This is a genomic window from Capnocytophaga sp. oral taxon 864, assembly GCF_002998835.1.
Taxonomy (GTDB): Bacteria; Bacteroidota; Bacteroidia; order Flavobacteriales; family Flavobacteriaceae; genus Capnocytophaga; species Capnocytophaga ochracea.
This window is the reverse complement of record NZ_CP027232.1, coordinates 329,144-351,874: the sequence shown is the minus strand read 5'-3', so window position 1 is coordinate 351,874 and position 22,731 is coordinate 329,144. Positions and strand designations below refer to the sequence as shown.

Annotated in this window: 24 protein-coding genes; 18 read left to right on the top strand and 6 right to left on the bottom strand. The window is 38.2% G+C overall.

The features are described from left to right. Positions 1-20: 20 nt before the first annotated feature. The 3 genes from C3V44_RS01650 to C3V44_RS01640 are packed head-to-tail and all read left to right on the top strand — an operon-like array spanning position 21 to position 1,614. Positions 21-593: a hypothetical protein gene (locus C3V44_RS01650; protein ID WP_106095301.1), complete on the top strand. Its 573-nt coding sequence runs from the start codon at positions 21-23 to the stop codon at positions 591-593. 4 nt (positions 594-597) lie between these two features. Further along, the gene (locus C3V44_RS01645; RefSeq protein ID WP_106095300.1) at positions 598-1,251 is read left to right on the top strand and encodes an amine dehydrogenase large subunit; all 654 of its coding nucleotides are present in this window, start codon (positions 598-600) and stop codon (positions 1,249-1,251) included. A 9-nt stretch (positions 1,252-1,260) separates the two neighbouring features. After that, a complete protein-coding gene (locus tag C3V44_RS01640; RefSeq protein ID WP_106095299.1) occupies positions 1,261-1,614 on the top strand; it encodes a DUF4280 domain-containing protein in 354 nt (117 codons plus the stop codon). Positions 1,615-1,706: 92 nt separating this feature from the next. Here the strand turns inward: C3V44_RS01640 and C3V44_RS01635 are convergent, their stop codons facing one another. Beyond that, on the bottom strand, positions 1,707-2,609 hold the full coding sequence (locus C3V44_RS01635) for a GYDIA family GHMP kinase (protein WP_106095298.1): 903 nt from the start codon (positions 2,607-2,609) through the stop codon (positions 1,707-1,709). Positions 2,610-2,675: 66 nt separating this feature from the next. Here C3V44_RS01635 and C3V44_RS01630 point away from each other — a divergent pair, with 66 nt between their 5' ends. Genes C3V44_RS01630 through C3V44_RS01620 form a run of 3 tightly spaced genes read left to right on the top strand, consistent with a single transcriptional unit; the run spans position 2,676 to position 5,568 of the window. Continuing rightward, on the top strand, positions 2,676-3,593 hold the full coding sequence (locus C3V44_RS01630; protein ID WP_106095297.1) for a leucine-rich repeat domain-containing protein: 918 nt from the start codon (positions 2,676-2,678) through the stop codon (positions 3,591-3,593). A 24-nt stretch (positions 3,594-3,617) separates the two neighbouring features. Beyond that, the gene (pdxA, locus tag C3V44_RS01625; protein ID WP_106095296.1) at positions 3,618-4,676 is read left to right on the top strand and encodes a 4-hydroxythreonine-4-phosphate dehydrogenase PdxA; all 1,059 of its coding nucleotides are present in this window, start codon (positions 3,618-3,620) and stop codon (positions 4,674-4,676) included. Positions 4,677-4,683: 7 nt separating this feature from the next. Then, positions 4,684-5,568, top strand: a complete 885-nt coding sequence (locus tag C3V44_RS01620) for a Ppx/GppA phosphatase family protein (RefSeq protein WP_048748042.1) — start codon at positions 4,684-4,686, stop codon at positions 5,566-5,568. Positions 5,569-5,659: 91 nt separating this feature from the next. Here the strand turns inward: C3V44_RS01620 and C3V44_RS01615 are convergent, their stop codons facing one another. Continuing rightward, positions 5,660-6,844, bottom strand: coding sequence for an alpha-hydroxy acid oxidase (locus C3V44_RS01615; RefSeq protein WP_009417310.1), 1,185 nt, complete (start codon positions 6,842-6,844; stop codon positions 5,660-5,662). 316 nt (positions 6,845-7,160) lie between these two features. Here C3V44_RS01615 and lepA point away from each other — a divergent pair, with 316 nt between their 5' ends. From lepA to C3V44_RS01575, 8 genes are all read left to right on the top strand, one after another. Further along, on the top strand, positions 7,161-8,957 hold the full coding sequence (lepA, locus tag C3V44_RS01610; RefSeq protein ID WP_009745702.1) for a translation elongation factor 4: 1,797 nt from the start codon (positions 7,161-7,163) through the stop codon (positions 8,955-8,957). A gap of 18 nt (positions 8,958-8,975) precedes the next feature. Then, a complete protein-coding gene (locus C3V44_RS01605; RefSeq protein WP_106095295.1) occupies positions 8,976-10,415 on the top strand; it encodes a hypothetical protein in 1,440 nt (479 codons plus the stop codon). Between the two features lie 23 nt (positions 10,416-10,438). Next, on the top strand, positions 10,439-10,828 hold the full coding sequence (locus C3V44_RS01600) for an HU family DNA-binding protein (protein WP_106095294.1): 390 nt from the start codon (positions 10,439-10,441) through the stop codon (positions 10,826-10,828). Between the two features lie 307 nt (positions 10,829-11,135). Beyond that, positions 11,136-11,945, top strand: a complete 810-nt coding sequence (locus C3V44_RS01595) for a hypothetical protein (protein ID WP_106095293.1) — start codon at positions 11,136-11,138, stop codon at positions 11,943-11,945. A gap of 39 nt (positions 11,946-11,984) precedes the next feature. Beyond that, positions 11,985-12,890, top strand: coding sequence for a hypothetical protein (locus tag C3V44_RS01590; protein WP_106095292.1), 906 nt, complete (start codon positions 11,985-11,987; stop codon positions 12,888-12,890). A 79-nt stretch (positions 12,891-12,969) separates the two neighbouring features. Beyond that, positions 12,970-14,820 carry a DNA topoisomerase IV subunit B gene (locus C3V44_RS01585; protein ID WP_106095291.1) on the top strand — a complete coding sequence of 617 codons (1,851 nt, stop codon included), beginning with the start codon at positions 12,970-12,972 and terminating at the stop codon, positions 14,818-14,820. After that, positions 14,817-15,797 (top strand): polyprenyl synthetase family protein, encoded by a 981-nt coding sequence (locus C3V44_RS01580; RefSeq protein WP_106095290.1) that lies wholly within the window; start codon positions 14,817-14,819, stop codon positions 15,795-15,797. The genes C3V44_RS01585 and C3V44_RS01580 overlap by 4 nt, the downstream gene beginning before the upstream one ends. 69 nt (positions 15,798-15,866) lie before the next feature. After that, positions 15,867-16,601, top strand: coding sequence for a shikimate dehydrogenase (locus tag C3V44_RS01575; RefSeq protein ID WP_106095289.1), 735 nt, complete (start codon positions 15,867-15,869; stop codon positions 16,599-16,601). Positions 16,602-16,616: 15 nt separating this feature from the next. On the opposite strand, the gene C3V44_RS01570 is transcribed toward C3V44_RS01575, so the two are convergent. Then, positions 16,617-17,276 (bottom strand): trans-aconitate 2-methyltransferase, encoded by a 660-nt coding sequence (locus C3V44_RS01570; RefSeq protein ID WP_106095288.1) that lies wholly within the window; start codon positions 17,274-17,276, stop codon positions 16,617-16,619. Between the two features lie 156 nt (positions 17,277-17,432). Between C3V44_RS01570 and C3V44_RS01565 the strand changes: the two genes are divergently transcribed. The 3 genes from C3V44_RS01565 (at position 17,433) to C3V44_RS01555 (ending at position 20,116) form a co-directional block, all read left to right on the top strand. Then, the gene (locus tag C3V44_RS01565) at positions 17,433-18,179 is read left to right on the top strand and encodes an electron transfer flavoprotein subunit beta/FixA family protein (protein ID WP_016479445.1); all 747 of its coding nucleotides are present in this window, start codon (positions 17,433-17,435) and stop codon (positions 18,177-18,179) included. Between the two features lie 6 nt (positions 18,180-18,185). Next, positions 18,186-19,136, top strand: coding sequence for an electron transfer flavoprotein subunit alpha/FixB family protein (locus C3V44_RS01560; RefSeq protein WP_106095287.1), 951 nt, complete (start codon positions 18,186-18,188; stop codon positions 19,134-19,136). Between the two features lie 185 nt (positions 19,137-19,321). Continuing rightward, positions 19,322-20,116 (top strand): 1-acyl-sn-glycerol-3-phosphate acyltransferase, encoded by a 795-nt coding sequence (locus tag C3V44_RS01555; RefSeq protein ID WP_106095286.1) that lies wholly within the window; start codon positions 19,322-19,324, stop codon positions 20,114-20,116. Here the strand turns inward: C3V44_RS01555 and rlmH are convergent, their stop codons facing one another. Genes rlmH through C3V44_RS01540 form a run of 3 tightly spaced genes read right to left on the bottom strand, consistent with a single transcriptional unit; the run spans position 20,117 to position 21,486 of the window. Next, positions 20,117-20,590, bottom strand: coding sequence for a 23S rRNA (pseudouridine(1915)-N(3))-methyltransferase RlmH (gene rlmH, locus C3V44_RS01550; RefSeq protein WP_106095285.1), 474 nt, complete (start codon positions 20,588-20,590; stop codon positions 20,117-20,119). Between the two features lie 44 nt (positions 20,591-20,634). Beyond that, complete coding sequence (locus C3V44_RS01545; protein WP_106095284.1) at positions 20,635-21,099, bottom strand: macro domain-containing protein; 465 nt, start codon at positions 21,097-21,099, stop codon at positions 20,635-20,637. A gap of 15 nt (positions 21,100-21,114) precedes the next feature. Further along, on the bottom strand, positions 21,115-21,486 hold the full coding sequence (locus tag C3V44_RS01540) for an SMI1/KNR4 family protein (protein WP_106095283.1): 372 nt from the start codon (positions 21,484-21,486) through the stop codon (positions 21,115-21,117). Between the two features lie 369 nt (positions 21,487-21,855). Between C3V44_RS01540 and C3V44_RS01535 the strand changes: the two genes are divergently transcribed. After that, on the top strand, positions 21,856-22,614 hold the full coding sequence (locus C3V44_RS01535; protein ID WP_106095282.1) for a DUF6261 family protein: 759 nt from the start codon (positions 21,856-21,858) through the stop codon (positions 22,612-22,614). Positions 22,615-22,731 lie beyond the last annotated feature (117 nt).

Genomic DNA, 22,731 nt, shown 5'->3' with positions numbered 1-22,731 from the left:
ACAATTAAAAAATAGTAAAAATGAAAAAAGTAATTTACCCTAACCTCCCTACTGTAACTGATGAGTTTGAGGTATTTGACGAAGCTACTTATCGTATAATGGAAAAAGATGAAATGGGCGATGTAAATCAATATCTTAAAGATGGTAGTTTTTTTGAAATGTTTAAACGTACTACATTTCTTGTTTATAGGTATTATCCTTTTAATTCCTACTTTGGACTATATAAAGGATATTATGCTTCTAATGGTTATATCAGAAATAAAGGGCTTTTTTATGTAGAAAGTTTTGCTAAAGGACTTTGGTATGATTTTGATGAAAAAGGACATCTTATTAAAACCACTGATTACGATGCGCCTTTTACTTTTACTTTTGAAGATATCTTAGCCTATTGTAGGGCACATCGTATTGAAGTAACAAAAGGATACCAAAGTATAGGATTTCACAATAGAATACTCCGTTTTGTAAACGACGATGGGAGTTGTTATTGGGTGATTAAACATTTAAAAAGGTACGACCTTATAGAAGCTATTTATTTAGACGGTAAAACAGGAAAGGAACTCAAAAGACAAGATATAAAGTATCATAACAATTAACAATATGAACCGTTTAGAATTTCTTAAAATATTAGCTACCGCAGGAATAGGGGTACCATTGCTGTCTTCTTTTGGCTCAATGCCTAAAGAAAAAGTAATTTACAACAATTTTCCTATCGTAACCGACGAATTTGAAGTTTTTAATGAGGCTCTTTACCAGATAATGAAAAAGGATAAGTTTGGACACGTTTCTCATTATTATAAAGACGGAAGTTTTCTTGAAATGGGGAAGGATAAAAATGAATTTATACATAGGTTTTATCCCTCTAATTCCTATTTTTGTTCCGCAAAAGAATTTTATCCTTCAAATGGATATATAAAACAAAAAGGTATAGCATATGTAAGAGGTTTTGGCAAAGGACTTTGGTATGATTTTGATGAAAAAGGACATCTTATTAAAACCACTGATTACGATGCGCCTTTTACTTTTAGCTTTGAGGATATCTTAGCCTATTGTAGGGCACATCGTATTGAGGTGACAAAAGGATACCAACGTATAGGATTTCATAATGAGATTCACCGTTTTGTAAATGCCGATGGCAGTTGTTATTGGACAATAGAACATTTGAAGCGTGACGACCTTATAGAAGTTATTTATTTAGACGGCAAAACAGGAAAAGAAATCAAAAGAGAGGATATAGAATACATCAATAATTAAAATTTATATATGCCAAATATAATCACTAGTACAGCGGAACTTATTTGTAATCAAGGTAGTACTAAAAGTAATCTTACTGTTACAAGTCAAACATTTACAACTATCGAGGAGAAACCTATTGCCACAGAAGAAGACAAACAAGCCAATGTAAATATACTTTCCTTTGGACAGTGTAAACTAAAACCTACCACAGGAGGATATTTGCCTTGTGTGCCCTGTCCTATAAAATGGGAGAATACTGCCAAAAATACAACTATAAACGAAATGAAAATTCTTACCGATGAGAGTACTTGTAATTGTGCTATTGGGGGAAAAATATCAGTAACAGATAGAGGACATAACGAAAATCATAAAGTGGAATAACAAAATCTTTCCATACTTCTTCTTTCCATTATTAATTTCCTTGTTACTCACGTACCTAACTACAAGTTTTCAATAGCTTTACCTCTTATCTCTTACCTAATTAAGTTATTGTAAGGGACGCAAGTATCAAAACCTTTGGAGGCAAAATAAGCGGGGGTATCTTCGGTTTCGGAAATGGCTAATACAAAATCACCACCCCAAGCGCCCAAACTCTTCACTGTGCCGTTAAAATCGGAAAAAAGGCGTTCTTTAACGGTGGGCATATTCAAGTAGTTGCTAATGAGGGTTTCGTGTTCGTTTAATATCTGGCAAACATCGGTTACGGTGTGCGCTAAAACAAACTGTTCAGTAAGGCGAGTAATGCTCTCAGCAAGTTTGCGTTTACTTTTAGTTACTGACCGATAACGCGCAATTCCGTCCTTGCTATTTTGTTTCTGATTAAGATAAACGAAGTAGATTTGATGTGTATGAGGAAAAAGAAAGCGCAAAGGGTAACTATGTGGTTTGCCTCCTTCTAACTTATACAACAATGGAGTATTGCTTTTGGCACAAGCGATATCGTAACCACTGCCACCAAAACTCTTAAAAAGCAGTTCGTATGGATTTACGGCTGCCCACTGCGCTATATTGTTGATGAGTGTAGAGGAAGTGCCTAAGCCCCACAAACGAGGGAACTCTAAATGAGTTTGCACTTGAGAGTGTAACCATTTGTCTTTGAAATTGGGGTTGAGGTGAGTAGCCGTAGTGAGAATTTTTTGCAATGTTTGTGCTATTTGTTGGTCGGTTTCAGTAGTGAGTGTCGCACTGTCGAACCACAAATCACCGTTGGCATCAAAGGCTTGCCATCGGTTTTCGTTTGCTCCTTCTGTTACCTTCAATGTCTGTCCTTTCTGGGTGGGTAAAGCAAAAGCGAGCGCTCCGTCGAGCACCGCATATTCGCCCGTAATGAGCAATTTACCATTACTATGAAAAGAATAAGTTTGTGTTACTCCCATATTTTTTATATCTTTGCACTCTGAAAGGACAAAAGTAATAATTATTTACAGATAAAAAATAGAACAATGAAAAAAATAAAACAACTTTTATGCGTGTTTGCCCTCACAATTCCGTTTGTTGCAGGGGCACAATCTATGCAAATAAGAATTGCCACTACCAGCGGAGATGAACAAAGTTTCAGGAGCGCTGAGGAGCTTATGAAGACTAACTTTGCTAAGCTAAAAGAAGTTAGAATTTATAGCAATTCAAATAATGAAGTGCAAGTAAGTGAGGCTTTATTGAGAAGACTTTTCAGTGAAGCACAGCAACTTGAAGTATTGGAAATAAAGGAAGTGGGGATAGCTTCATTTCCTGAGCTAAGTGTTGAAAATAAAACACTAAAAGTATTGGTGTTACGCCTCAATAACCTCAGCAAATTACCTGAGAACATCGGCAGTCTTTCGGCTTTGCAAACTATAGATATCTATAACCCGATTACTGAAGTGCCTGCGTCACTTATGAACTTAAAACAGTTAGAAAATTTGAAGTTTGAAGGAGTTGAATTTACAGATTTCCCAGAGCAAGTGTTTGCTTTACCTAAGTTGAAATCACTTATCATCAGTCAGTTTGACACGAAGAACAAAATAAAAGTACTTCCTGATAACTTCGACAAGTTGCCACTACTTGAAGAACTATCGTTGCGCAATGCTGCGCTTAGCGAAGTGCCTGCCTCAGTAGGACGTTTGCCAAAATTAGAAAACGTATACTTCAATGCGAACAACCTCACTAAATTACCACAAGCATTGGCTGAAAATCCACGATTAACTTACGTGAATATCAACGACAATCCGCTTGATTTCAAACAGTTTATAAAATCGATAGAGAAAATACAGTGGAAGGGTGTTTTGTACATCAACAACCGTAATTTCACTACTCAGCAATACGAAGAAGTAGAAAAACGCTTGCCCAGAATAAGCGTATTCTACACTCAGAGAGAAGAATAAGTACCTTAAAATGTATTTCATTTTATGAAAGAAAAACCCATAAAAGTAGGAATTTCCATTGGTGATATGAACGGTATAGGGCTTGAAATTATCCTAAAAACCTTTGAAGACCACCAAATATTGGAATTGTGTACGCCTATTATTTTTGCTTCGAACAAGTTAGTTTCTTTTCAGAAGAAACATTTCAATACCACTGCCAATTTTCAAGGAATTGAGAGTGTGGAAGCTGCTATTGACGGCAAGCTAAATGTGCTAAACTGCTGGAAAGAAACACCTACGGTTACCTTCGGACAAGAAACCGAAGAAGGTGGCAAATATGCCTTTTTATCATTACAAGCTGCGGTGGAAGCGTTAAAAAACAACAGTATTGATGTGCTAGTAACCGCTCCTATCAATAAGAACAACATACAGTCGGACGCGTTTCACTTCCCTGGTCACACCGACTATTTGGCACAAGAGCTCAACGGCACTAGCCTGATGTTTATGGTGAGCGAAGACCTGAAAGTGGGTTTACTTACTGACCACGTACCTTTGAAAGAGGTTTCTTCTCTTATTACAGAAGCCCTCATTATGGAGAAAGCGCGCCTGATGAACGAATCACTCATTAAGGACTTCCGCTTACAACGCCCTAAAATAGCCGTATTGGGCATTAATCCACATTGCGGAGATAAAGGCGTGATAGGTAACGAAGATGACGAAGTGTTACGCCCAGCCTTGAAAAAGCTGTATTTTGATGAGAATATATTGGTATTTGGACCTTTTGCTGCCGATAGTTTCTTCGGTTCACAAACCTACCGGAACTATGATGCAGTATTAGCACCTTACCACGACCAAGGGCTTATTGCGTTCAAAACCATTGTCTTTGGCAGTGGTGTGAACTATACAGCAGGACTTAGCAAAGTACGCACTTCGCCCGACCACGGTACGGCTTACGAAATAGCAGGCAAGGGCATTGCCGACCCTGAGTCGTTCCGTCACGCTATTTTTACTGCTTTAGATGTGTTTAGAAACCGTGAAGAGTACGCTGAACTGACCAAAAACCCGCTAAAAGTGCGCTCTTTAGAAATGGACAAAGACAAATAATTACGAAATGAATATCAAAAAATTAGGAGCGATAGACATAGGGTCGAACGGGGTGAGATTGCTCATTTCGAACGTATTGGAAGAGCCTAACGAAGCTCCGAAATTTACCAAAGCCAGCTTGGTGCGTGTACCTATCCGTTTGGGAGCTGATGTGTTTTTAGACGGGCTCATCTCAGAAGAAAACACCGATAGATTGGCAGACACGATGCAAGCGTTCAGTTTGCTGATGAAAGTAAACCAAGTGGAAAAGTATCGCGCTTGTGCGACCTCGGCAATGCGAGAATCTACCAATGGGCAACAAGTAGCCGATGAGGTATACAAACGTACAGGAGTGCGCATAGATATTATAGATGGCGCCGAAGAGGCGAGCATTATTGCTTCTACCGATATTTCAAGTTTAATACAAAAAGATAAAGATTACCTATACATAGACGTAGGCGGGGGTAGTACTGAGTTTACGGTCTTCTCGAAGGGGAAGGTAAAGAAGTCACGTTCGTTCCCCATAGGTACAGTGCGTTTATTAGACAACAAAGTAAGCAATAAAACGTGGGAAGAAGTAGAACACTGGATAAAAAAGCATACGAAAGACTGTGAGCATATAGAAGCCATTGGTTCAGGAGGGAACATCAACAAGATACACAAGAACTCCAACAGCAGAGAAGGAGAACCACTGAGCTATCAGTACCTCACCGATTACCATAACTATGTATCGGGATTTACTTACGATGAACGCATCAGGCTCTTAGGCTTTAATCCCGACCGTGCTGACGTAATTTTGTATGCACTTACAGTGTTCATCAATGCGATGAAATGGTCAGGAGCAGAAATTGTACACGTACCCCGCATTGGTCTTGCCGACGGGATTGTAAGGAGCATTTATAATGAAGAATAAGTGGTTTAAATTTTAATAGTTTGTAATAAAAAGTGAAAGAGCTTAATACATCATTCGTATTAAGCTCTTTCTTTTTACAATGAAAGTTAAACTAAACTCGGAAATTATTGCTTGGTAGAGGATAAGTACCCTCTACTAAAATACTACTATCTACATCTTGGAGGTTACGATGACCTGAAAAAGCCATAGTAGTATCCATTTCGTCATATAATATTTGCAAAGCACGAGTTACGCCTTCTTCGCCATAAGCACCGAGCCCATATACAGGAGCACGACCAAGCATAATACCTTTGGCACCCAACGCCCACGCTTTGAGCATATTTTGCCCTGTATAGAAACCAGAGTCTATCCATACTTCGGTTTGGCTACCTACGGCGCTTACAATATCGGGGAGTGCTTTGATAGTGGAAATAGTATCGTCCATTTGGCGACCACCGTGGTTAGAGACAATAATCGCATCGGCACCATATTTCACAGCTTCGATAGCATCTTCAGGAGTCATAATACCCTTTAAGATGATAGGTCCCCCCCACAATTCTTTAATTTCGGCGATATCTTTCCAACTAAGACTTGGGTCGAACTGCTCTTTTGTCCAAGAGGAAAGTGAAGAGAGGTCGGATACGCTTTTTGCGTGACCTGCGATATTGCGGAATGTCCAACGGCGGTTACCAAACACATAGCGCAACCCCCAAGGAATTTTAGTAGAAAGGTTAATCATATTAGGGATAGTGAACTTAGGAGGGGTGGAAAGTCCATTCTTGATATCGCGATGACGATTGCCGAGCACCTGCAAATCTACGGTTATCATTAAAGCAGAGCATTTAGCATCTTTAGCACGACGAATAAGGTCTTTCATAAAATCGCGGTCGCGCATTACATACAACTGAAACCAAAAGGGCTCTACTCCTGCTTCTACCAAATCTTCGATAGAGCAAATAGACATCGTAGAAAGCGTAAAGGGGATTCCAAATTTTTGAGCGGCTTTTGCCATATGGATTTCACCATCAGCCCACATCATTCCCATAAAGCCAACAGGAGCCGTCATAGCGGGAAACTTTACCTTTTGCCCTAAAAGAGTACTTTCGAGGGTACGGTTATCCATATCCACTAATATGCGTTGACGGAATTTAATAGGGTTAAAATCGGAAACATTTTCTCTGTAAGTTGATTCAGTCCAAGAGCCGGTGTCTACATACTCATAGAACATCTTAGGGACGTTGCGTTTACACACCACACGCAAGTCCTCAATGTTTGTCATTTTAGTTAAATCTCTCATTTGGATAAGTTTTTTAAATTGATAATCTTAATACTTTTAAAGAAATAGATATTGTTTTCTTTTTCTAATTTGGTCGCAAATATAAACAATAATTTTGATTTAGCAACTTTTTCTTTTGAAAAAGTAAATTTACAATCAAAAAAATATTGCAAATAATCCGACAGACTACAAATGAGAACCTCTTTGAAGCACGATAGAACTTTCAATTTGTGAATTGACAATTATTTTCTATCTTTGCACCTTAAATTATTAGTTCGTTGTCTCTCTGTATAGACAACTCACAACTCATCACTAAAAACTAAACACTAAGAAACAAATGAAGAACATACGTAATTTCTGCATTATTGCACATATCGACCACGGGAAGAGTACTTTAGCCGACCGTTTGCTCGACTTTACCCAAACCGTAACCGAACGCGAAAAACAAGACCAATTGCTCGACAATATGGACTTGGAGCGTGAGCGCGGTATCACTATCAAGAGCCACGCGATACAAATGGAATATGTGTACAAAGGCGAAACGTATATCCTCAACCTTATCGATACCCCCGGTCACGTAGATTTCTCTTATGAGGTATCGCGCTCCATCGCTGCTTGCGAGGGGGCACTCCTGATCGTAGATGCTGCCCAAAGCATACAAGCACAGACGATTTCTAACCTCTACTTAGCTCTCGAAAATGACCTTGAAATCATTCCCGTACTCAACAAAATAGACCTACCCAGCGCTAATCCCGAAGAGGTGAAAGACGACATTGTAGACCTATTAGGTTGTTCGCCCGATGAGATTATCCCTGCCAGTGGTAAAACAGGTTTGGGTGTAGAGGCTATTTTAGAGGCTATTATAGAGCGTATTCCTGCCCCTACTGGAGACCCTAAGGCACCGTTACAAGCGTTGATATTCGACTCGGTATACAACTCTTTCCGCGGGGTGGAGACTTACTTCCGAGTGATGAACGGTGAAATACGCAAGGGACAGAAAATCAAGTTTATGTCCAACGGCAAAATTTACGATGCCGACGAGGTGGGTACGCTTAAACTCAACCAAGTGCCCAAGCAAGTAATTGGCACTGGCGATGTGGGGTATCTTATCACTGGAATCAAAGATGCACGCGAGGTGAAGGTAGGTGATACGATTACCTCAGCAGTAGACGGTTGTAAAGAAGCTATTGACGGCTTTGAGAACGTGAAACCAATGGTATTTGCAGGAATTTATCCGGTAGATACCGAAGATTACGAAGAGCTACGCGCCTCTATGGAAAAACTCCAACTGAACGACGCTTCCTTAGTGTTTACCCCCGAAAGTTCTGCCGCTTTGGGCTTTGGCTTCCGCTGTGGATTCTTAGGAATGTTGCACTTAGAAATCGTACAAGAACGCTTGGAACGCGAGTTTGGTATGACCGTGATTACCACCGTACCCAACGTAAGTTACCACGCCTTTACCAAGAAAGAACCCGAAAAAGCGATTATCGTAAATAACCCTTCTGACCTACCCGACCCTTCTAAATTAGACCGCGTGGAAGAGCCATATATCAAAGCGAGCATCATTACCAAGTCCGATTTTATAGGACAGGTGATGTCGCTCTGTATTGAGAAACGCGGACAGATAACCAACCAGCACTACCTCACCCCTGAGCGTGTAGAGCTGAACTTTGATATGCCACTTGCCGAAATCGTGTTCGACTTCTACGACCGACTTAAAACAGTGAGCAAGGGCTATGCTTCGTTTGACTATTCGCCTATTGGGATGCGTGCTTCCAACCTCGTGAAGGTCGATATTCTTATCAACTCGCAATCGGTAGATGCACTCTCTGCTCTTATACACGCCGATAATGCTTATAATATAGGCAAGAAGATGTGCGAGAAGTTGCGCGAACTGATCCCGCGTCAGCAGTTCGACATTCCAATACAGGCGGCTATTGGGGCTAAAATCATTTCGCGCGAGACTATCAAAGCCCTCCGTAAAGACGTTACTGCCAAGTGTTACGGGGGTGATATCTCCCGTAAGCGCAAGCTCTTAGAGAAGCAGAAAGCCGGTAAGAAACGTATGCGCCAAGTGGGGAATGTGGAAATACCACAGAGTGCGTTTATGGCAGTACTCAAGCTGAATGATTAATGTCAAAAGTTCAATATAATGGAAAACATAAATAACTTACCACAAGAAATACAAAATACTAATCAAAGTTTAGCTTTACTAGCTAGTTTTGAAACAGGTTTGAAAAGTGCACTAGATTCTTATTCTTTACCTATAGATAATATCTTTGCAGATACTCAAGAAAGGGTAAAAGCTTTTAAGAATTTGAACGATGTATTAAATCAAATTCCTTTAGAAGTCAGGCAACAATCGTTATATCTTTCAAAATTTATAGCTAGTGCAGCTTCAGGACTTTTTGATGCGGCTTTAAATTATCTTTGGGACGAAACTATATTGCAAATAAGAAAAAGAGTATCTCAATATGATATTGACTTTTTTTATGATAATGCTGTTTTGGGTGATGATAGGAAAAAACTGAAAGATGAAAAGGATTTAGATAAAATAGATGATGCATCTCTTATAAGAGGAGCTAAAGAAATAGGATTAATATCTGATTTAGGTTTTAGGCATCTTGAATATATTAAATATATGAGAAATTGGGCTAGTGCAGCGCATCCAAATAATAGTCAGATTAGAGGACTACAATTAATTGAATGGCTAGAAACTTGCGTAAAAGAAGTGATCATATTACCTTTTTCAAATGTAACAATTCATATAAAAAAGCTACTCGAAAGTATTAAAAATACAGCTATATCTGATATAGAAGCGGAAGAAATCACTTTGTTTACAACAAACTTAACTCAAGATTTAATAAATAAGCTTATTTCTGGCTTTTTTGGCATATATGTAAAAATTGAAACAGATAGTCAGACTCGCCAAAACATTAATAAACTTTTACCTAATATATGGAAAAGAGTTGATGAAGAAATTAAAAATAATTTTGGATTAAAATATGCTCATTTTACAGCAAATAACACTCAGGAAGAAAAGAAATTATCAAGACAATTTTTACAAATAGTTAATGCTGAAAGTTATATTCCTGATGACTTAAGAAGTATAGAAATAGATAATGCTATAAATGATCTTCTTTCTGCTCATAGAAGTTTTAATAACTTTTATACCGAACCTGCTCTTGCAAGACAACTTCTTAGACTTGTAGGAAATGAATTGAGAATACCTAAGAATGTAGAAAAAAAGTTTATAACTGCGATAGTTGAAGCTTTTCTTACAAATGGATATGGTATAGCTCACAATGCAAATGATACATATGTACAAATATTAACTAATTTTAATTCTCATCAAGGAAATATAGCTGTTTTATCATTTACAGATATAGATATTAGTAGTAAATTCCGATTTGACCTGTGTAAGAAAAAACATAAAGAGCTTATTAACATTGTAAGATCTAGTATCACCTCTCCTGCTGTAAATGAATTAATAGATTATATAATAAATGAATATAAGGGAGAGTATTCTAACTTAATTAATGACACAACAATAAAAAACCATATTGAAAATTTAAAGATATTATTAAAATAATTAACCATTTAAATTTATATTTTATGCCAGTAAAATTTAATGTAGTAGAGCGTAAGAATCTGTTAGATAAAACAGCAGCTCCCAAGTTTTATGCCAGTGCCAAAGCCGATGGCGAAGTCTCTTTAAAGGCACTTGCCAAAGAAATTGCACAGGGTAGCACCACCGTATCGGATACCGATGTGTTGGCTGTACTTAACGACCTTACCAAAGTGCTCATTAGGCACCTATCGGAAGGCAAAATCGTAAAGTTGGGCGACTTTGGTAACTTCCAAATTACCCTTACCAGCGAGGGCGCTCCCACCGCCGAGAAGTTCACAGCTTCGTTCATCAAGGGCAACAAAATTCAGTTCCGCCCAGGTGCCGACCTCCGCGAGATGCTCAAAACCGTTAAGTACGAAAAATACAAGAAGTAGCACCCCGTATCACACCGATATATATGCGTGAGCCCACGGGTATATACCTATGGGCTCACGGGTATATACTGGTAACGCGACGGGTATATACCTGTGAAGTGATGGGTATATATCTGTGAAGTGATGAGTATATACCAACAACTAATAATATTTAATGAAATGAAAAAATTATATTATATTTTTATCCATAAAGAATCAGTATTTTCAGTATAAGCCACGTGATACTTTAAATGTAGTAAAGTTGAAAAAGGCTAATTCAAAAAAGACTTTTATATAGAGCTTTAAACTTACATAAATACTTTTAGAAATGAGAATTATTAAAAGAAATAAGCATTATACTTCTATAGGTAGCTCTCTATTAGAGAAAAATAGAAATAAAAAAAATATCAATCAACAAAAAAATGATTGGGCTCTAATAAGTCTTATCTCTGTACCTATTTTTATATTTATAGGTTTTATATATTTAACTTCTTTTTTAGGTGAGTTTGGTATTTCTTATGAAATGTATTTTAAGATTAGTGATTGCATAAATTTCCTTTATATAAAATCACTATTATATTATTTTCTAATATCATTTGTAATACTTTTTTGCACTCCATTTTTAGCTTTTCTTATTCAGATGGGCAAGAATAATGTAAGGAATAAAATAAATATTATAAGGGCAGTCTTATTAATACTTATTCTTTTATTTTGCTTGTTTATTTTATACAAGTCTAATTTTCTATCATTGCAAAGTACAGGAATAATAGCCCTAGTTATTGTATTTATTGTTATAATATGGTTCTTTTTAGATAGTACTTTTGCTATTATAATAGGAATAGCTATTTTTTCTGTCTCTTCATATATGATAGGAATAGAAGAGGCAAAAGAGGTTAAAAAAGGACGAAAGACATTTAATATAGTATTAAAAAATAATGATACTATCTTAAGAGATAATGACCCTAATAGATATTTCATCTATAAAACAACAGATTTTATATTTCTCATACAGGAAGATACTATAAAACAAGAAAAGAATGGCGTTGAGAAATATTATTTTAGAAGAAAATATATAACTAAACCAGTTTCTGAAATACAAGAAATATCTTCTGTTACTGATACCACACTATTATTATAATCACTTTTAATAAACATACACTTAACAAAATCATACACTATGGACTTTTTAACAGGAAAACCACTATCCGACACTATTTACGATACCCTTTTTAAGGCGGAAAAGGAGCTTATTATCATTTCGCCTTATATTCAGCTGGGGGATTACCTCAAAGACAATGTTTTTAAACAGCTTTTAAACAACACCAAACTGCATATACTCATTGGGTTTGGCAAAAGTACTTCTAATGGAGAAGAAAATTGTAAGCGTGAAGATATTGAGTACTTCTTGGGCTTCCCGAATATCACAATGGTGTATATTCCACAGTTACACGGACAATATTATGCCAACGAAAAGCAATCGGTGATTACCTCTATGAACCTTTTGGATTACTCGCTGGAAAACAAGGTAGAGTTTGGCGTACTCGCCGAAAAAGCCCTCACCGACCTTGTAAACAAAAACAATTTCTTCGAAACTTCCAAAAACGCCATTATGAGTGTACTCGACAGCGGTTACACTATCTTTGCCAAACGTCCTAACTACAACAAGAAGTTTTTAGGTCTGACGAAAGACTATGTAGGCTCTACTGTGCATTTGGATTTGGTAGACGATGTATTGTCTAACAGAGAGATGAAGCCTATCCGCTACTCCTCTTTTGTACCCGAAAACTACGTAAATGCTGAGAACAGACCACTCGCAGAACGCGAGCCTTCCCCTGAAAGAGCTATAGAAACCGAAACACCTCAGGAAAATGCCGTACAAGAAGAGAAAAAAGGGCACTGTATCCGTTGTAATACCGCTATTCCTTTTGACCCTTCGAAGCCTTTGTGCGACAGCTGTTATGAAGCGTGGGTGAAGTTCGGCAACCGTTTCTACGAAGAGAAGTACTGCCATTGCTGTGGTGAGGAGAAGAAAGTAACGGTAGCGACACCTTTATGTTATAATTGTTTTTCAAAGCAATTGTAAGCAAGGGAGACAGATATTTATTTTTTGGATATGAATAATTTTTAATACTTTTGCACATCTAAAAACGAAAGTAAACTTTATGGAAGAAATTAGATATGATGAGGATAGTATCCGCTCTTTGGACTGGCAAGAACACATTCGCACACGCCCTGGTATGTATATCGGGAAGCTGGGCGATGGCTCTTCAGCCGACGACGGTATTTATATTCTTCTCAAAGAGGTCATCGATAACTGTATAGACGAGTTCGTGATGGGAGCTGGTAAGACCATCGACGTAAAAATCACCGATAATCAAGTAGAAGTACGCGACTATGGGCGCGGTATCCCCTTAGGAAAGGTAGTAGATGTAGTATCGAAAATGAATACGGGGGGTAAGTACGACTCCCGAGCTTTTAAGAAATCTATCGGACTCAATGGGGTGGGTACAAAAGCTGTGAATGCTCTTTCTACCTACTTCAAAGTGGAATCGGTGCGCGATGGTCAGTCTAAATCGGCTATTTTTGAGAGAGGTCTGCTAAAAGAAGAAAGCGCTATCGAGGAAAGCCAGAAAAGGCGCGGTACCAGCGTAACTTTTATTCCAGACGACACTATCTTTAAGAACTTCAAGTTCCGTAATGAGTATGTGGTGCGTATGCTCAAAAACTACGTATACCTGAACCCGGGACTTACTATCAACTACAATGGTGAAAAGTACTATTCTGAAAACGGACTCAAAGACCTCCTCACCGAAAACAACAATGAAGAGGATTTTCTTTACCCTATCATTCACCTTAGAGGTGAAGATATTGAGATCGCCATATCTCACAGCAAAACTCAGTACAGTGAGGAGTATTACTCTTTTGTAAACGGTCAGAACACTACACAAGGGGGTACGCACCTCAACGCTTTCAAAGAGGCTTATGTAAAGACCATTCGCGACTTCTACAAAAAAAACTATGATGCCTCCGATGTGCGTAAGTCTATCATCGCGGGTCTCTCAATCAAAGTGATGGAACCTGTGTTTGAGAGCCAGACGAAAACTAAGCTCGGTTCTACCGAAATGGGAGAAGGAATGCCTTCTGTACGCACCTATATCAATGATTTCATCAGTCGCCATTTAGATGACTTCCTACATAAAAACCCTGAGATATCCGATGCGTTACAACGGAAGATTATGCAGGCACAGCGCGAACGTGAAGACTTGGCAGGTATTCGCAAATTGGCAAAAGAAAGAGCTAAGAAAGCAAGCTTACACAACCGTAAACTACGCGACTGTCGCGTGCACCTCACCAATACCAAAGACGAGCGTGCCCTACAAAGCACCTTATTCATTACTGAGGGAGATTCAGCTTCAGGCTCTATTACCAAATCACGTGATGTAATCACACAAGCCGTTTTCTCACTACGTGGTAAACCTTTGAATACCTACGGAATGAGTAAGAAAATAGTGTATGAAAATGAAGAGTTCAATCTATTACAAGCCGCCCTAAATATTGAAGACTCTATGGACGACCTTCGCTACAATAACATCGTTGTAGCCACCGATGCTGATGTAGACGGTATGCACATTCGTCTTTTGCTTATCACTTTCTTTTTGCAGTTCTTCCCCGAAATCATCAAAGAAGGGCACTTATATATACTGCAAACACCTCTATTCCGTGTGCGCAACAAAACACAAAAAATATATTGTTACAGCGAAGAAGAAAAGGAAGCAGCCATAGACAAGTTAAAGGGCAAACCTGAAATTACTCGTTTTAAAGGATTGGGAGAAATCTCCCCCGATGAGTTTAAAGATTTTATAGGAGAAGATATACGCTTAGACCCTGTAATGATGGACAAAACTATCCATACCGAACAGCTCTTGGAGTTCTATATGGGCAAAAACACTCCTGACCGTCAAGAGTTTATCATCAACAATCTAAAAGTAGAAATTGACAACTTCGAGCAATGAAGATAACAGCTCAAATAAAAGAACCTATCCGTGAAGAAATGGAACTTTTTGAACAGAAGTTCCGTAGCTCGATGTCGTCTAAGGTTGCCTTGCTGAATCGTATTACCTACTATATTGTAAACCGCAAAGGCAAGCAAATGCGACCGATGTTTGTGTTCTTAGTAGCCAAGATGGTATCGGGAGGTAAGGTGAGCGAACGCACCTATCGGGGAGCATCGGTAATAGAGCTCATACACACTGCTACCCTTGTACACGATGATGTAGTGGACGACAGCAACAAGCGCCGAGGGTTCTTCTCAATCAATGCCTTATGGAAAAACAAGATAGCTGTATTGGTGGGTGATTACCTACTTTCTAAAGGCTTACTACTCTCTATAGACAATGGTGATTTCGACTTATTGCGCATTATCTCGGTAGCCGTACGTGAAATGAGTGAAGGCGAACTCTTGCAGATAGAAAAAGCTCGTCGGTTAGATATTGTAGAAGAGGTGTACTACGAGATTATCCGTCAGAAAACCGCGACACTTATAGCCGCTTGTTGTGCGATGGGAGCTTGTTCGGTACAGCCAGAACAAACCGAACTGATAGAGAAAATGCGACTCTTTGGCGAATACATAGGAATGGCTTTCCAAATAAAAGACGACCTATTTGATTATACCGAAGACGCAATTGGCAAACCTACAGGTATAGATATTAAAGAACAAAAAATGACCCTACCACTTATCTATGTACTCAATACTTGTTCCGAAGAAGAAAAACAATGGCTTATCAATTCGGTAAAAAAATACAACAAAGACAAAAAACGCGTAAAGGAAGTAATTGAATTTGTAAAGAATCATAAAGGGCTGGAATATGCTACGACTAGAATGAAAGAGTTCCAACAAAAAGCCCTAGATATATTGGATAAATTCCCAACCTCACCTTATAAAGAAGCCTTAACCCTAATGGTAAATTACGTGATTGATAGGAAAATTTAAGTTAGGTAAGAGGTAACATTCAGTATATAGATAATATGTATAGTTTATCTATTAAAAAAACGTTTTCTTATGACAATTTTTGCTCTTGTGGGGCGCAACATTGACTATTCTTTTTCTCAAAAATATTTCACTGAGAAATTTAAACGAGAAGGTATTAATGATTGTGAATATATCAATTTTGATATACAAAATCTCAATGAATTACCCGCTCTCTTAAAAAGCACTCCCAATTTACGAGGAATGAATGTTACCATTCCGTATAAGCGAGAAATAATGAAGCTACTTACTGCCGTTGATGCTACTGCACAAGCCATTGGAGCTGTAAATACTGTAAAAGTTACTACTGATGGGCTCTTCGGTTATAATACCGACTACTATGGCTTTAGTAAATCATTATCTTTCTTATTGCAACCACAGCATACTCACGCTCTTATCTTAGGTACGGGAGGTGCATCGAGTGCTGTTGCTTATGCCCTCAAGCAACTAAATATTGATTATCGTTTTATATCCCGCACACCACAGATAAATCAGTTTGCTTACGCAGAACTTACCAAAGAGATTATAGAAAATTATCACCTTATTATTAACTGTACTCCTTTAGGTACATTTCCTAATATTAACGCCTGTCCTCCTATTCCTTATCAGTATCTCACTCCTGAGCACTTACTTTATGACCTTATTTATAATCCTTCACAAACTACATTTCTACACAGAGGAGAAAAGCAGGGAGCTATTATTTGTAATGGGCAACTAATGTTAGAACTTCAAGCTGAAAAAGCGTGGGAAATATGGAATAAAGAATAAAAAACAGAGATGTTATTATTTTTCTCCTATCATTATGCAATAAGGACGACGTATTTTCTTGCCACTCTTAGAAACAAGTGTTTCTTCAAAAGTATACTCTTTGATATTCTTAAACCCTATGCGTGAGAGTATTTTTCGCACTTCGGGAACAGTATAAAACTTAAATCCCACTTGTGCAAAAGGAGCTTTCTCACCTACTGACTTATCAATAAAAGTAATCACTACCTTTCCCATAGGCTTGAGCAACTGATAAATATTGCGATAATAGCGAGTAGGGCTTTTGAGAAAGTAAAGTGTATTGACTGAAAAGCAAACATCAAAAAGTATATTAAACTCAAGTCTCTCATCGGGTTGTACTTGCAGAAAAGAAACAGATTGTTGCGCTACCAATTCGGGATTGTTTACAGCAGCCTCAGTTATCATTTCCACAGAAGTTTCTACTCCTGTATAGTGAATGGTTGGTTCTTTTTCAAATAAATAAGGTAAATGGTTGGCATTGCCGAAGCCAATTTCTAAAACATTGCTATTGGGCAAAAGTGATAAACAATCAATAGTATTGAAAATCATAGTGCGATTGGAAAAGAAAGTATATTCACCTACTTCTTTTGCATATATTCCGCTGGGGCAACGCAATAACTGTCCTAAAAGTTGCATATCGGTTACTGGAGGATTCATTATTTCTATTTAGTATTTCAAATAGTTAGACGGCAAAGGTACATTTTTTTCGCATAATAGTTTGCACAGTTATACAAAAGGAAGTACTTTTACCGCTTCAAAAAAACCACCTTTTGGTTATTAATGTATCATTTTAATTATATTATCTATAAGATTATGAAGATATTAGTATGTATCAGTAGCGTCCCCGACACTACTTCGAAAATAAAATTTACTGATGAAAATAAGAAGTTCGACCCTACAGGAGTGCAGTTTATCATCAATCCTAACGATGAATTCTGTCTCACTAAGGCAATCTTACTTAAAGAAAAGTTAGGCGCTACTATCACCCTTGTGAATGTAGGCACCCAAGAAACAGAACCCGTATTGCGCAAGGCTTCCGCCATTGGTGCTGACGATATTATCCGTATTGATGCCACTCCTACTGATGCTTTTTTTGTAGCTACTCAGTTGGCTAAGGTAGCTAAAGAAGGAAATTACGACCTTATCATTACAGGAAAGGAGTCTATTGATTATAACGGCGGAATGGTGGGAGGATTTTTGGCAGGATTACTAAATCTACCCTTTATCAACAAATGCATAGGTTTAGATATCAATGGGACAGAGGTAACTGCTGAACGAGAAATAGACGGCGGTAAGGAAAAACTCTCCGCAACTCTTCCGTTAGTAATTGCGGGACAAAAAGGACTTACCCAAGAGAAAGACCTTCGTATACCAAATATGCGCAACCTAATGGCAGCTCGCACTAAAGTAATCACCGTGTTGCCTGCTGAAAATACAGATACGAGAGTAACAACCATAGGTTTTGAGAAACTTCCTGCCAAAAAACCTGTAAAAATGGTATCGGCTGATGATTTAGATACTCTTATTGATTTATTACACAACGAAGCTAAAGTAATTTAATAAAAAATGTCCATACTCATATATATAGATTCCGAAAACGGAAAAGTAAAGAAAAGTAGTTATGAAGTGGCTACTTATGCCAAAACTCTTGCTCAGAAACAAAATACCAAAATAGTAGCAGTAACTATCAACATTGATAATCCTGAAATGTTAGGCACTTATGGTATTGATAAAGTATTGAACGTAGCCGATGAAAAGCTACAACACTTTTCGGCGAAGGCTGTAGCACAAATATTACAACAGGCAGTGAAGAAAGAAGGGAGTACAACGGTGCTTTTCAGCGCCTCGTCGCAAGCCAAGAATATTGCCCCTTTATTAGCCATTTCTCTACAAGCAGGTTATGTACCTAACGCCATTTCACTCCCTGAAAACGATTTTACTATTAAGAGTAATGCCTTTTCTAACAAAGCCATAAGTTTAAACAAAATCACAACACCTATAAAAATAGTAGGATTAGCTCCTAATGCCTTCGGAGTAAAAGAAAATCCTACTCCGGCAATTGTAGAACCCTTCTCCCCTACCCTTTCAGATAGTGATTTCGATATAAAGACAATCGCTACCGAGAAGGCTACAGGAAAAGTACCGTTAGACGATGCCTCTATTGTGGTATCAGGAGGACGCGGATTAAGAGCCGCCGAGAATTGGTACATAATCGAAGATCTTGCCGAAGTACTCGGCGCTGCCACCGCTTGTTCTAAGCCTGTGGCCGATATGGGTTGGCGTCCACACGCTGAGCACGTAGGACAAACAGGGAAACCCGTTGCGCCTAACTTGTATATTGCCATTGGCATTTCAGGGGCTATACAACACTTGGCGGGGGTTAATGCCTCAAAAGTAAAGCTGGTTATCAACACCGATGCCGAGGCTCCTTTCTTTAAAGCTGCCGATTACGGCGTGGTAGGCGATGCTTTTGAAGTGGTTCCCAAGCTTATAGAAAAACTAAAAGCTAAACTTTAATATTTGTAATAACTTTTCACGGCTGGGAAATGCCCAAGAAACTGTGAAGATTTACAACAAATACAAAGAATACTATGCAGATAGCAAGAGAGACTTTTCAATAAACTAAACTGATGGGTTAATGGGTTAATTTGTTACTATAGTAATTGACTTTTTAGCTCATCACCTAATCAAAAAATTGAACAATGCCTTTATTTAAAAAAGACCCTTTCGGACATACACTTTTCGTAAAACGATGGCTCATCCGCGTTTTTGGTATCCTTACTCACAGCAGGTATGATGGTTTTAACCAACTGAAGATTGAGGGTTCGGACGTTATTCGCGAATTGCCACCACAGAATGTACTGTTCATTTCAAATCACCAGACTTATTTCGCCGACGTAACGGCTATGTTTCACGTGTTCAACGCAAGTCTTAAAGGTCGTAAAGATACCTTGGATAATATGGGCTATCTGTGGAACCCAAAACTCAACATTTATTACGTGGCGGCTTCCGAGACTATGAAATCAGGGATTCTGCCCAAAATATTAGGTTACGCAGGAGCTATACCGGTGAACAGAACTTGGCGCGAAAAAGGGAAAGAAATACACCGCGAAGTCCGCCAAGCCGACGTGGAAAACATAGGTATCGCCCTTGCCGATGGTTGGGTGATTACCTTCCCGCAGGGCACTACCTCGCCGTGGAAACCTATCCGCAAGGGTACTGCACACCTCATCAAGCAATACAAACCTGTGGTGGTGCCCATCGTAATCGATGGATTCCGTCGCTCGTTTGATAAAAAGGGAATAAATATCAAAAAGAAAGGAGTGCAACAATCGATGATTATCAAATCGCCTTTGCAAATAGATTACGAAAATGATACGGTTGAAGAAATTGTAGCTAAAATAGAAATGGCTATCGAACAACACGAATCATTCCTTAAAGTTAAGAAATTAGACGGTGAAGAAGCTCCTAAAACATTAACAACGCCACAACCTTAATTACTGATGATGATAGGGCTCATTACGGAGAATTGTAAAAGCACGGTAGAGTTGTTCTACAAAAAATAGGCGTATCATTTGGTGTGAAAAGGTGAGTTTGGAAAGTGACAACTTGCCATTAGCACGGTCGTATACTTCTTTTGAAAAACCATAAGGTCCCCCAATCACAAAGGTGAGTTGCTTGATGCCGGCATTCATTTTCTTTTGCAATTCATCGGCGAAAGCTACTGAAGTAAACTCTTTGCCACGTTCGTCTAAGAGTATCAGATGATGAGACGAAGCTACATTGCCGAGGATAAGCTCCCCTTCTTTTGCTTTTTGTTGCTCTTCCGATAGTGATTTGCTTTTCTTAATATCGGGCAAAAGTTGCAATTCAAAATTGATGTAATACGAAAGTCGTTTTTCATACATATCAATAAGCTGTTGCAAAGCAGAATTATCGGTCTTGCCCACCGCGAGAAGTTTGATGTTCATTATTTTTCAGGATAAAAGCTAAAAGGTAAAAAATAAAAATAAGGTTATAAATCACAAACAAATACTTCGATGTTTTTCCTTAAAAGTGTTTGCCTTATAAGTTTCTCAATTCTGTCCCAAGAGCCTCCTGCCAATCCGCAACCTATGCGAGGCATTTGCACTTTGGCATTTATTTCATAAGCAAAATCGGCTATTTGTTGCAAACCTTTTTTCACTGCCTCATAACGAATAGGCGGGTCACCGTTTTCATCTTTATATATGTTGTGTTGCCCAATGAGATTTGCAACCCATATCTTCTCTTCTACCGACACAAATTGTACCTCTCCCAAAGCAAAATTTCCCCCTTCTTTATACCATTGTTTGTATTGTTTTTCGGGGTATTTCCAGCGTTTGGAAAGTGCTAACACAAATCCCTTCCCCCAAGCGCCTATATCATTACAAATATGGGCGATAACAATGTTTCCTTCGGCTTGTGGCACCGTAGCATCTGCTTTTAAATAATGTATCATCGCTTAAATTTTTTGTTATTCTTTATCTATAAGTTTTGCCTTTGAAATAATTTTATCAAAACTATCTGCCACTTTATCAGTAGAGTCATCATCAAGCCAATATTCCCATACCGAAAAGTCAGTAAGGTCAAAATACAATCGGGCGTCATCGTGCGAGCTGCCAAAAGTAAAAGTATGTTCAGCATTAGGAGCCGAAAAATACTCAAGCAATTCCCATTGATAATAATCTCTGTTTATATAAGAAAACAAATTAGCAAAGCTCCAAAGCTCTATTTCTCTACCTTCATATTCATATAAACAAAAAAACTCAAATTGCGTAAGAACTTCCTTATAAGAATCAGGAAGATTAAGGTGTTGAATTCTTTTTAATTCAGAAGCTCTACTCATATATTATGGCTTTAACTATAATGGTACAAAGGTAATATTTTTTCTTATATTACAAAAATATCACTTCAAGCCGTCACACGCTGTGAAAACGAAAAGCAAAACTATTTTAACTCATCACATACGGTGAAAACGAAAAGCAAAACTATTTTAATTCATCACATATGTTGAAAACAAAAAGCAAAATGGCTTTACATCGTCGGCATTGGTGAAGAACAAAAGCAAAACTACTTTAAGCCGTCACAATCGATAGCGAAAAAAACAAAATAATTTTGAAATTTTTACATTACAAAATGAAACAGAATGATATTTTTTATTACCTTTGCCAAAAATAGTCGTGTAAAATCAATTCAATATTTATATTAGTAAGATATGAAAACACCCAAATTAGTAGTGTTGCACACCGCAAACCTACACAACGCAGAATTTAGTCAGTTTATTGCCCGCTTTTTTGAAGATTTTGCGGGCTCAGGTATTTCATTGGAGGCAGACGCTACGTTTAAAGAGCTGTACGAAAGTCTCAACACCAAAATACCGGTCTATAACAAGGCGCTTGAACAAGTGCGCGCGAAAGAAGAGTCTAAAAAAATATCAGAACTCGACAAGGTGCGTGATGCCGATGTGCAAGCCCTGAAAGACAGTATCAAGCCTTATCGCAACGCCAAAACAGAGGCTAAACAAAAAGCCTATCACGCTATTAAATTGGTTTTGGACGGTTATAAAGATGTGATAAAGGACACTTACGAAGAGGAAACCAACCGCGTGAAAACGCTTATCAGCACCCTCAAATCGGCACAATATCAGGCACAGGTAGAGACTCTGAAGATAGGCGAGTTTCTGGGTGAGCTGGAAACTTCTAACACGGCATTCAATGAGCTTTTCTCTCATCGTTCGCTTAAAGACCTTCAAAAAGAAGTGTATAGCGTAAAAGGATTGCGAAAAGAGCTCACCGATATTTACCAAAAACTTTCGGCTTACATCAATGCCAATGCACAAGTAAAACCCGATGAGTTTTTCGTAAAAACCCTCGAGGTGCTCAACAACAGCCGTAAATACTACGCCGATGTATTGGCACGCCGTAAGGCAGGAGGAAAGCCTTCTGCTGAAACGGTTAAAGGAACGGAGGCATAAAAAGTTGCCTACAATCTCCTCCGATATCCATATTGTTAGGCTTATAAATTGTTCTCCTTCAGGGGAACAGAAGCAATTTACTAAAATCAATTTTCATTTTTAAATAAAATAAAAACA

What these genes read in the sequence shown, in the direction of transcription:
- C3V44_RS01650 (WP_106095301.1), top strand. Translation starts at nt 21, where the DNA reads ATGAAAAAAGTAATTTACCCTAACCTCCCTACTGTAACTGATGAGTTT.
- C3V44_RS01645 (WP_106095300.1), top strand. Translation starts at nt 598, where the DNA reads ATGAACCGTTTAGAATTTCTTAAAATATTAGCTACCGCAGGAATAGGG.
- C3V44_RS01640 (WP_106095299.1), top strand. Translation starts at nt 1,261, where the DNA reads ATGCCAAATATAATCACTAGTACAGCGGAACTTATTTGTAATCAAGGT.
- C3V44_RS01635 (WP_106095298.1), bottom strand. Translation starts at nt 2,609, where the DNA reads ATGGGAGTAACACAAACTTATTCTTTTCATAGTAATGGTAAATTGCTC.
- C3V44_RS01630 (WP_106095297.1), top strand. Translation starts at nt 2,676, where the DNA reads ATGAAAAAAATAAAACAACTTTTATGCGTGTTTGCCCTCACAATTCCG.
- pdxA (WP_106095296.1), top strand. Translation starts at nt 3,618, where the DNA reads ATGAAAGAAAAACCCATAAAAGTAGGAATTTCCATTGGTGATATGAAC.
- C3V44_RS01620 (WP_048748042.1), top strand. Translation starts at nt 4,684, where the DNA reads ATGAATATCAAAAAATTAGGAGCGATAGACATAGGGTCGAACGGGGTG.
- C3V44_RS01615 (WP_009417310.1), bottom strand. Translation starts at nt 6,844, where the DNA reads ATGAGAGATTTAACTAAAATGACAAACATTGAGGACTTGCGTGTGGTG.
- lepA (WP_009745702.1), top strand. Translation starts at nt 7,161, where the DNA reads ATGAAGAACATACGTAATTTCTGCATTATTGCACATATCGACCACGGG.
- C3V44_RS01605 (WP_106095295.1), top strand. Translation starts at nt 8,976, where the DNA reads ATGGAAAACATAAATAACTTACCACAAGAAATACAAAATACTAATCAA.
- C3V44_RS01600 (WP_106095294.1), top strand. Translation starts at nt 10,439, where the DNA reads ATGCCAGTAAAATTTAATGTAGTAGAGCGTAAGAATCTGTTAGATAAA.
- C3V44_RS01595 (WP_106095293.1), top strand. Translation starts at nt 11,136, where the DNA reads ATGAGAATTATTAAAAGAAATAAGCATTATACTTCTATAGGTAGCTCT.
- C3V44_RS01590 (WP_106095292.1), top strand. Translation starts at nt 11,985, where the DNA reads ATGGACTTTTTAACAGGAAAACCACTATCCGACACTATTTACGATACC.
- C3V44_RS01585 (WP_106095291.1), top strand. Translation starts at nt 12,970, where the DNA reads ATGGAAGAAATTAGATATGATGAGGATAGTATCCGCTCTTTGGACTGG.
- C3V44_RS01580 (WP_106095290.1), top strand. Translation starts at nt 14,817, where the DNA reads ATGAAGATAACAGCTCAAATAAAAGAACCTATCCGTGAAGAAATGGAA.
- C3V44_RS01575 (WP_106095289.1), top strand. Translation starts at nt 15,867, where the DNA reads ATGACAATTTTTGCTCTTGTGGGGCGCAACATTGACTATTCTTTTTCT.
- C3V44_RS01570 (WP_106095288.1), bottom strand. Translation starts at nt 17,276, where the DNA reads ATGAATCCTCCAGTAACCGATATGCAACTTTTAGGACAGTTATTGCGT.
- C3V44_RS01565 (WP_016479445.1), top strand. Translation starts at nt 17,433, where the DNA reads ATGAAGATATTAGTATGTATCAGTAGCGTCCCCGACACTACTTCGAAA.
- C3V44_RS01560 (WP_106095287.1), top strand. Translation starts at nt 18,186, where the DNA reads ATGTCCATACTCATATATATAGATTCCGAAAACGGAAAAGTAAAGAAA.
- C3V44_RS01555 (WP_106095286.1), top strand. Translation starts at nt 19,322, where the DNA reads ATGCCTTTATTTAAAAAAGACCCTTTCGGACATACACTTTTCGTAAAA.
- rlmH (WP_106095285.1), bottom strand. Translation starts at nt 20,590, where the DNA reads ATGAACATCAAACTTCTCGCGGTGGGCAAGACCGATAATTCTGCTTTG.
- C3V44_RS01545 (WP_106095284.1), bottom strand. Translation starts at nt 21,099, where the DNA reads ATGATACATTATTTAAAAGCAGATGCTACGGTGCCACAAGCCGAAGGA.
- C3V44_RS01540 (WP_106095283.1), bottom strand. Translation starts at nt 21,486, where the DNA reads ATGAGTAGAGCTTCTGAATTAAAAAGAATTCAACACCTTAATCTTCCT.
- C3V44_RS01535 (WP_106095282.1), top strand. Translation starts at nt 21,856, where the DNA reads ATGAAAACACCCAAATTAGTAGTGTTGCACACCGCAAACCTACACAAC.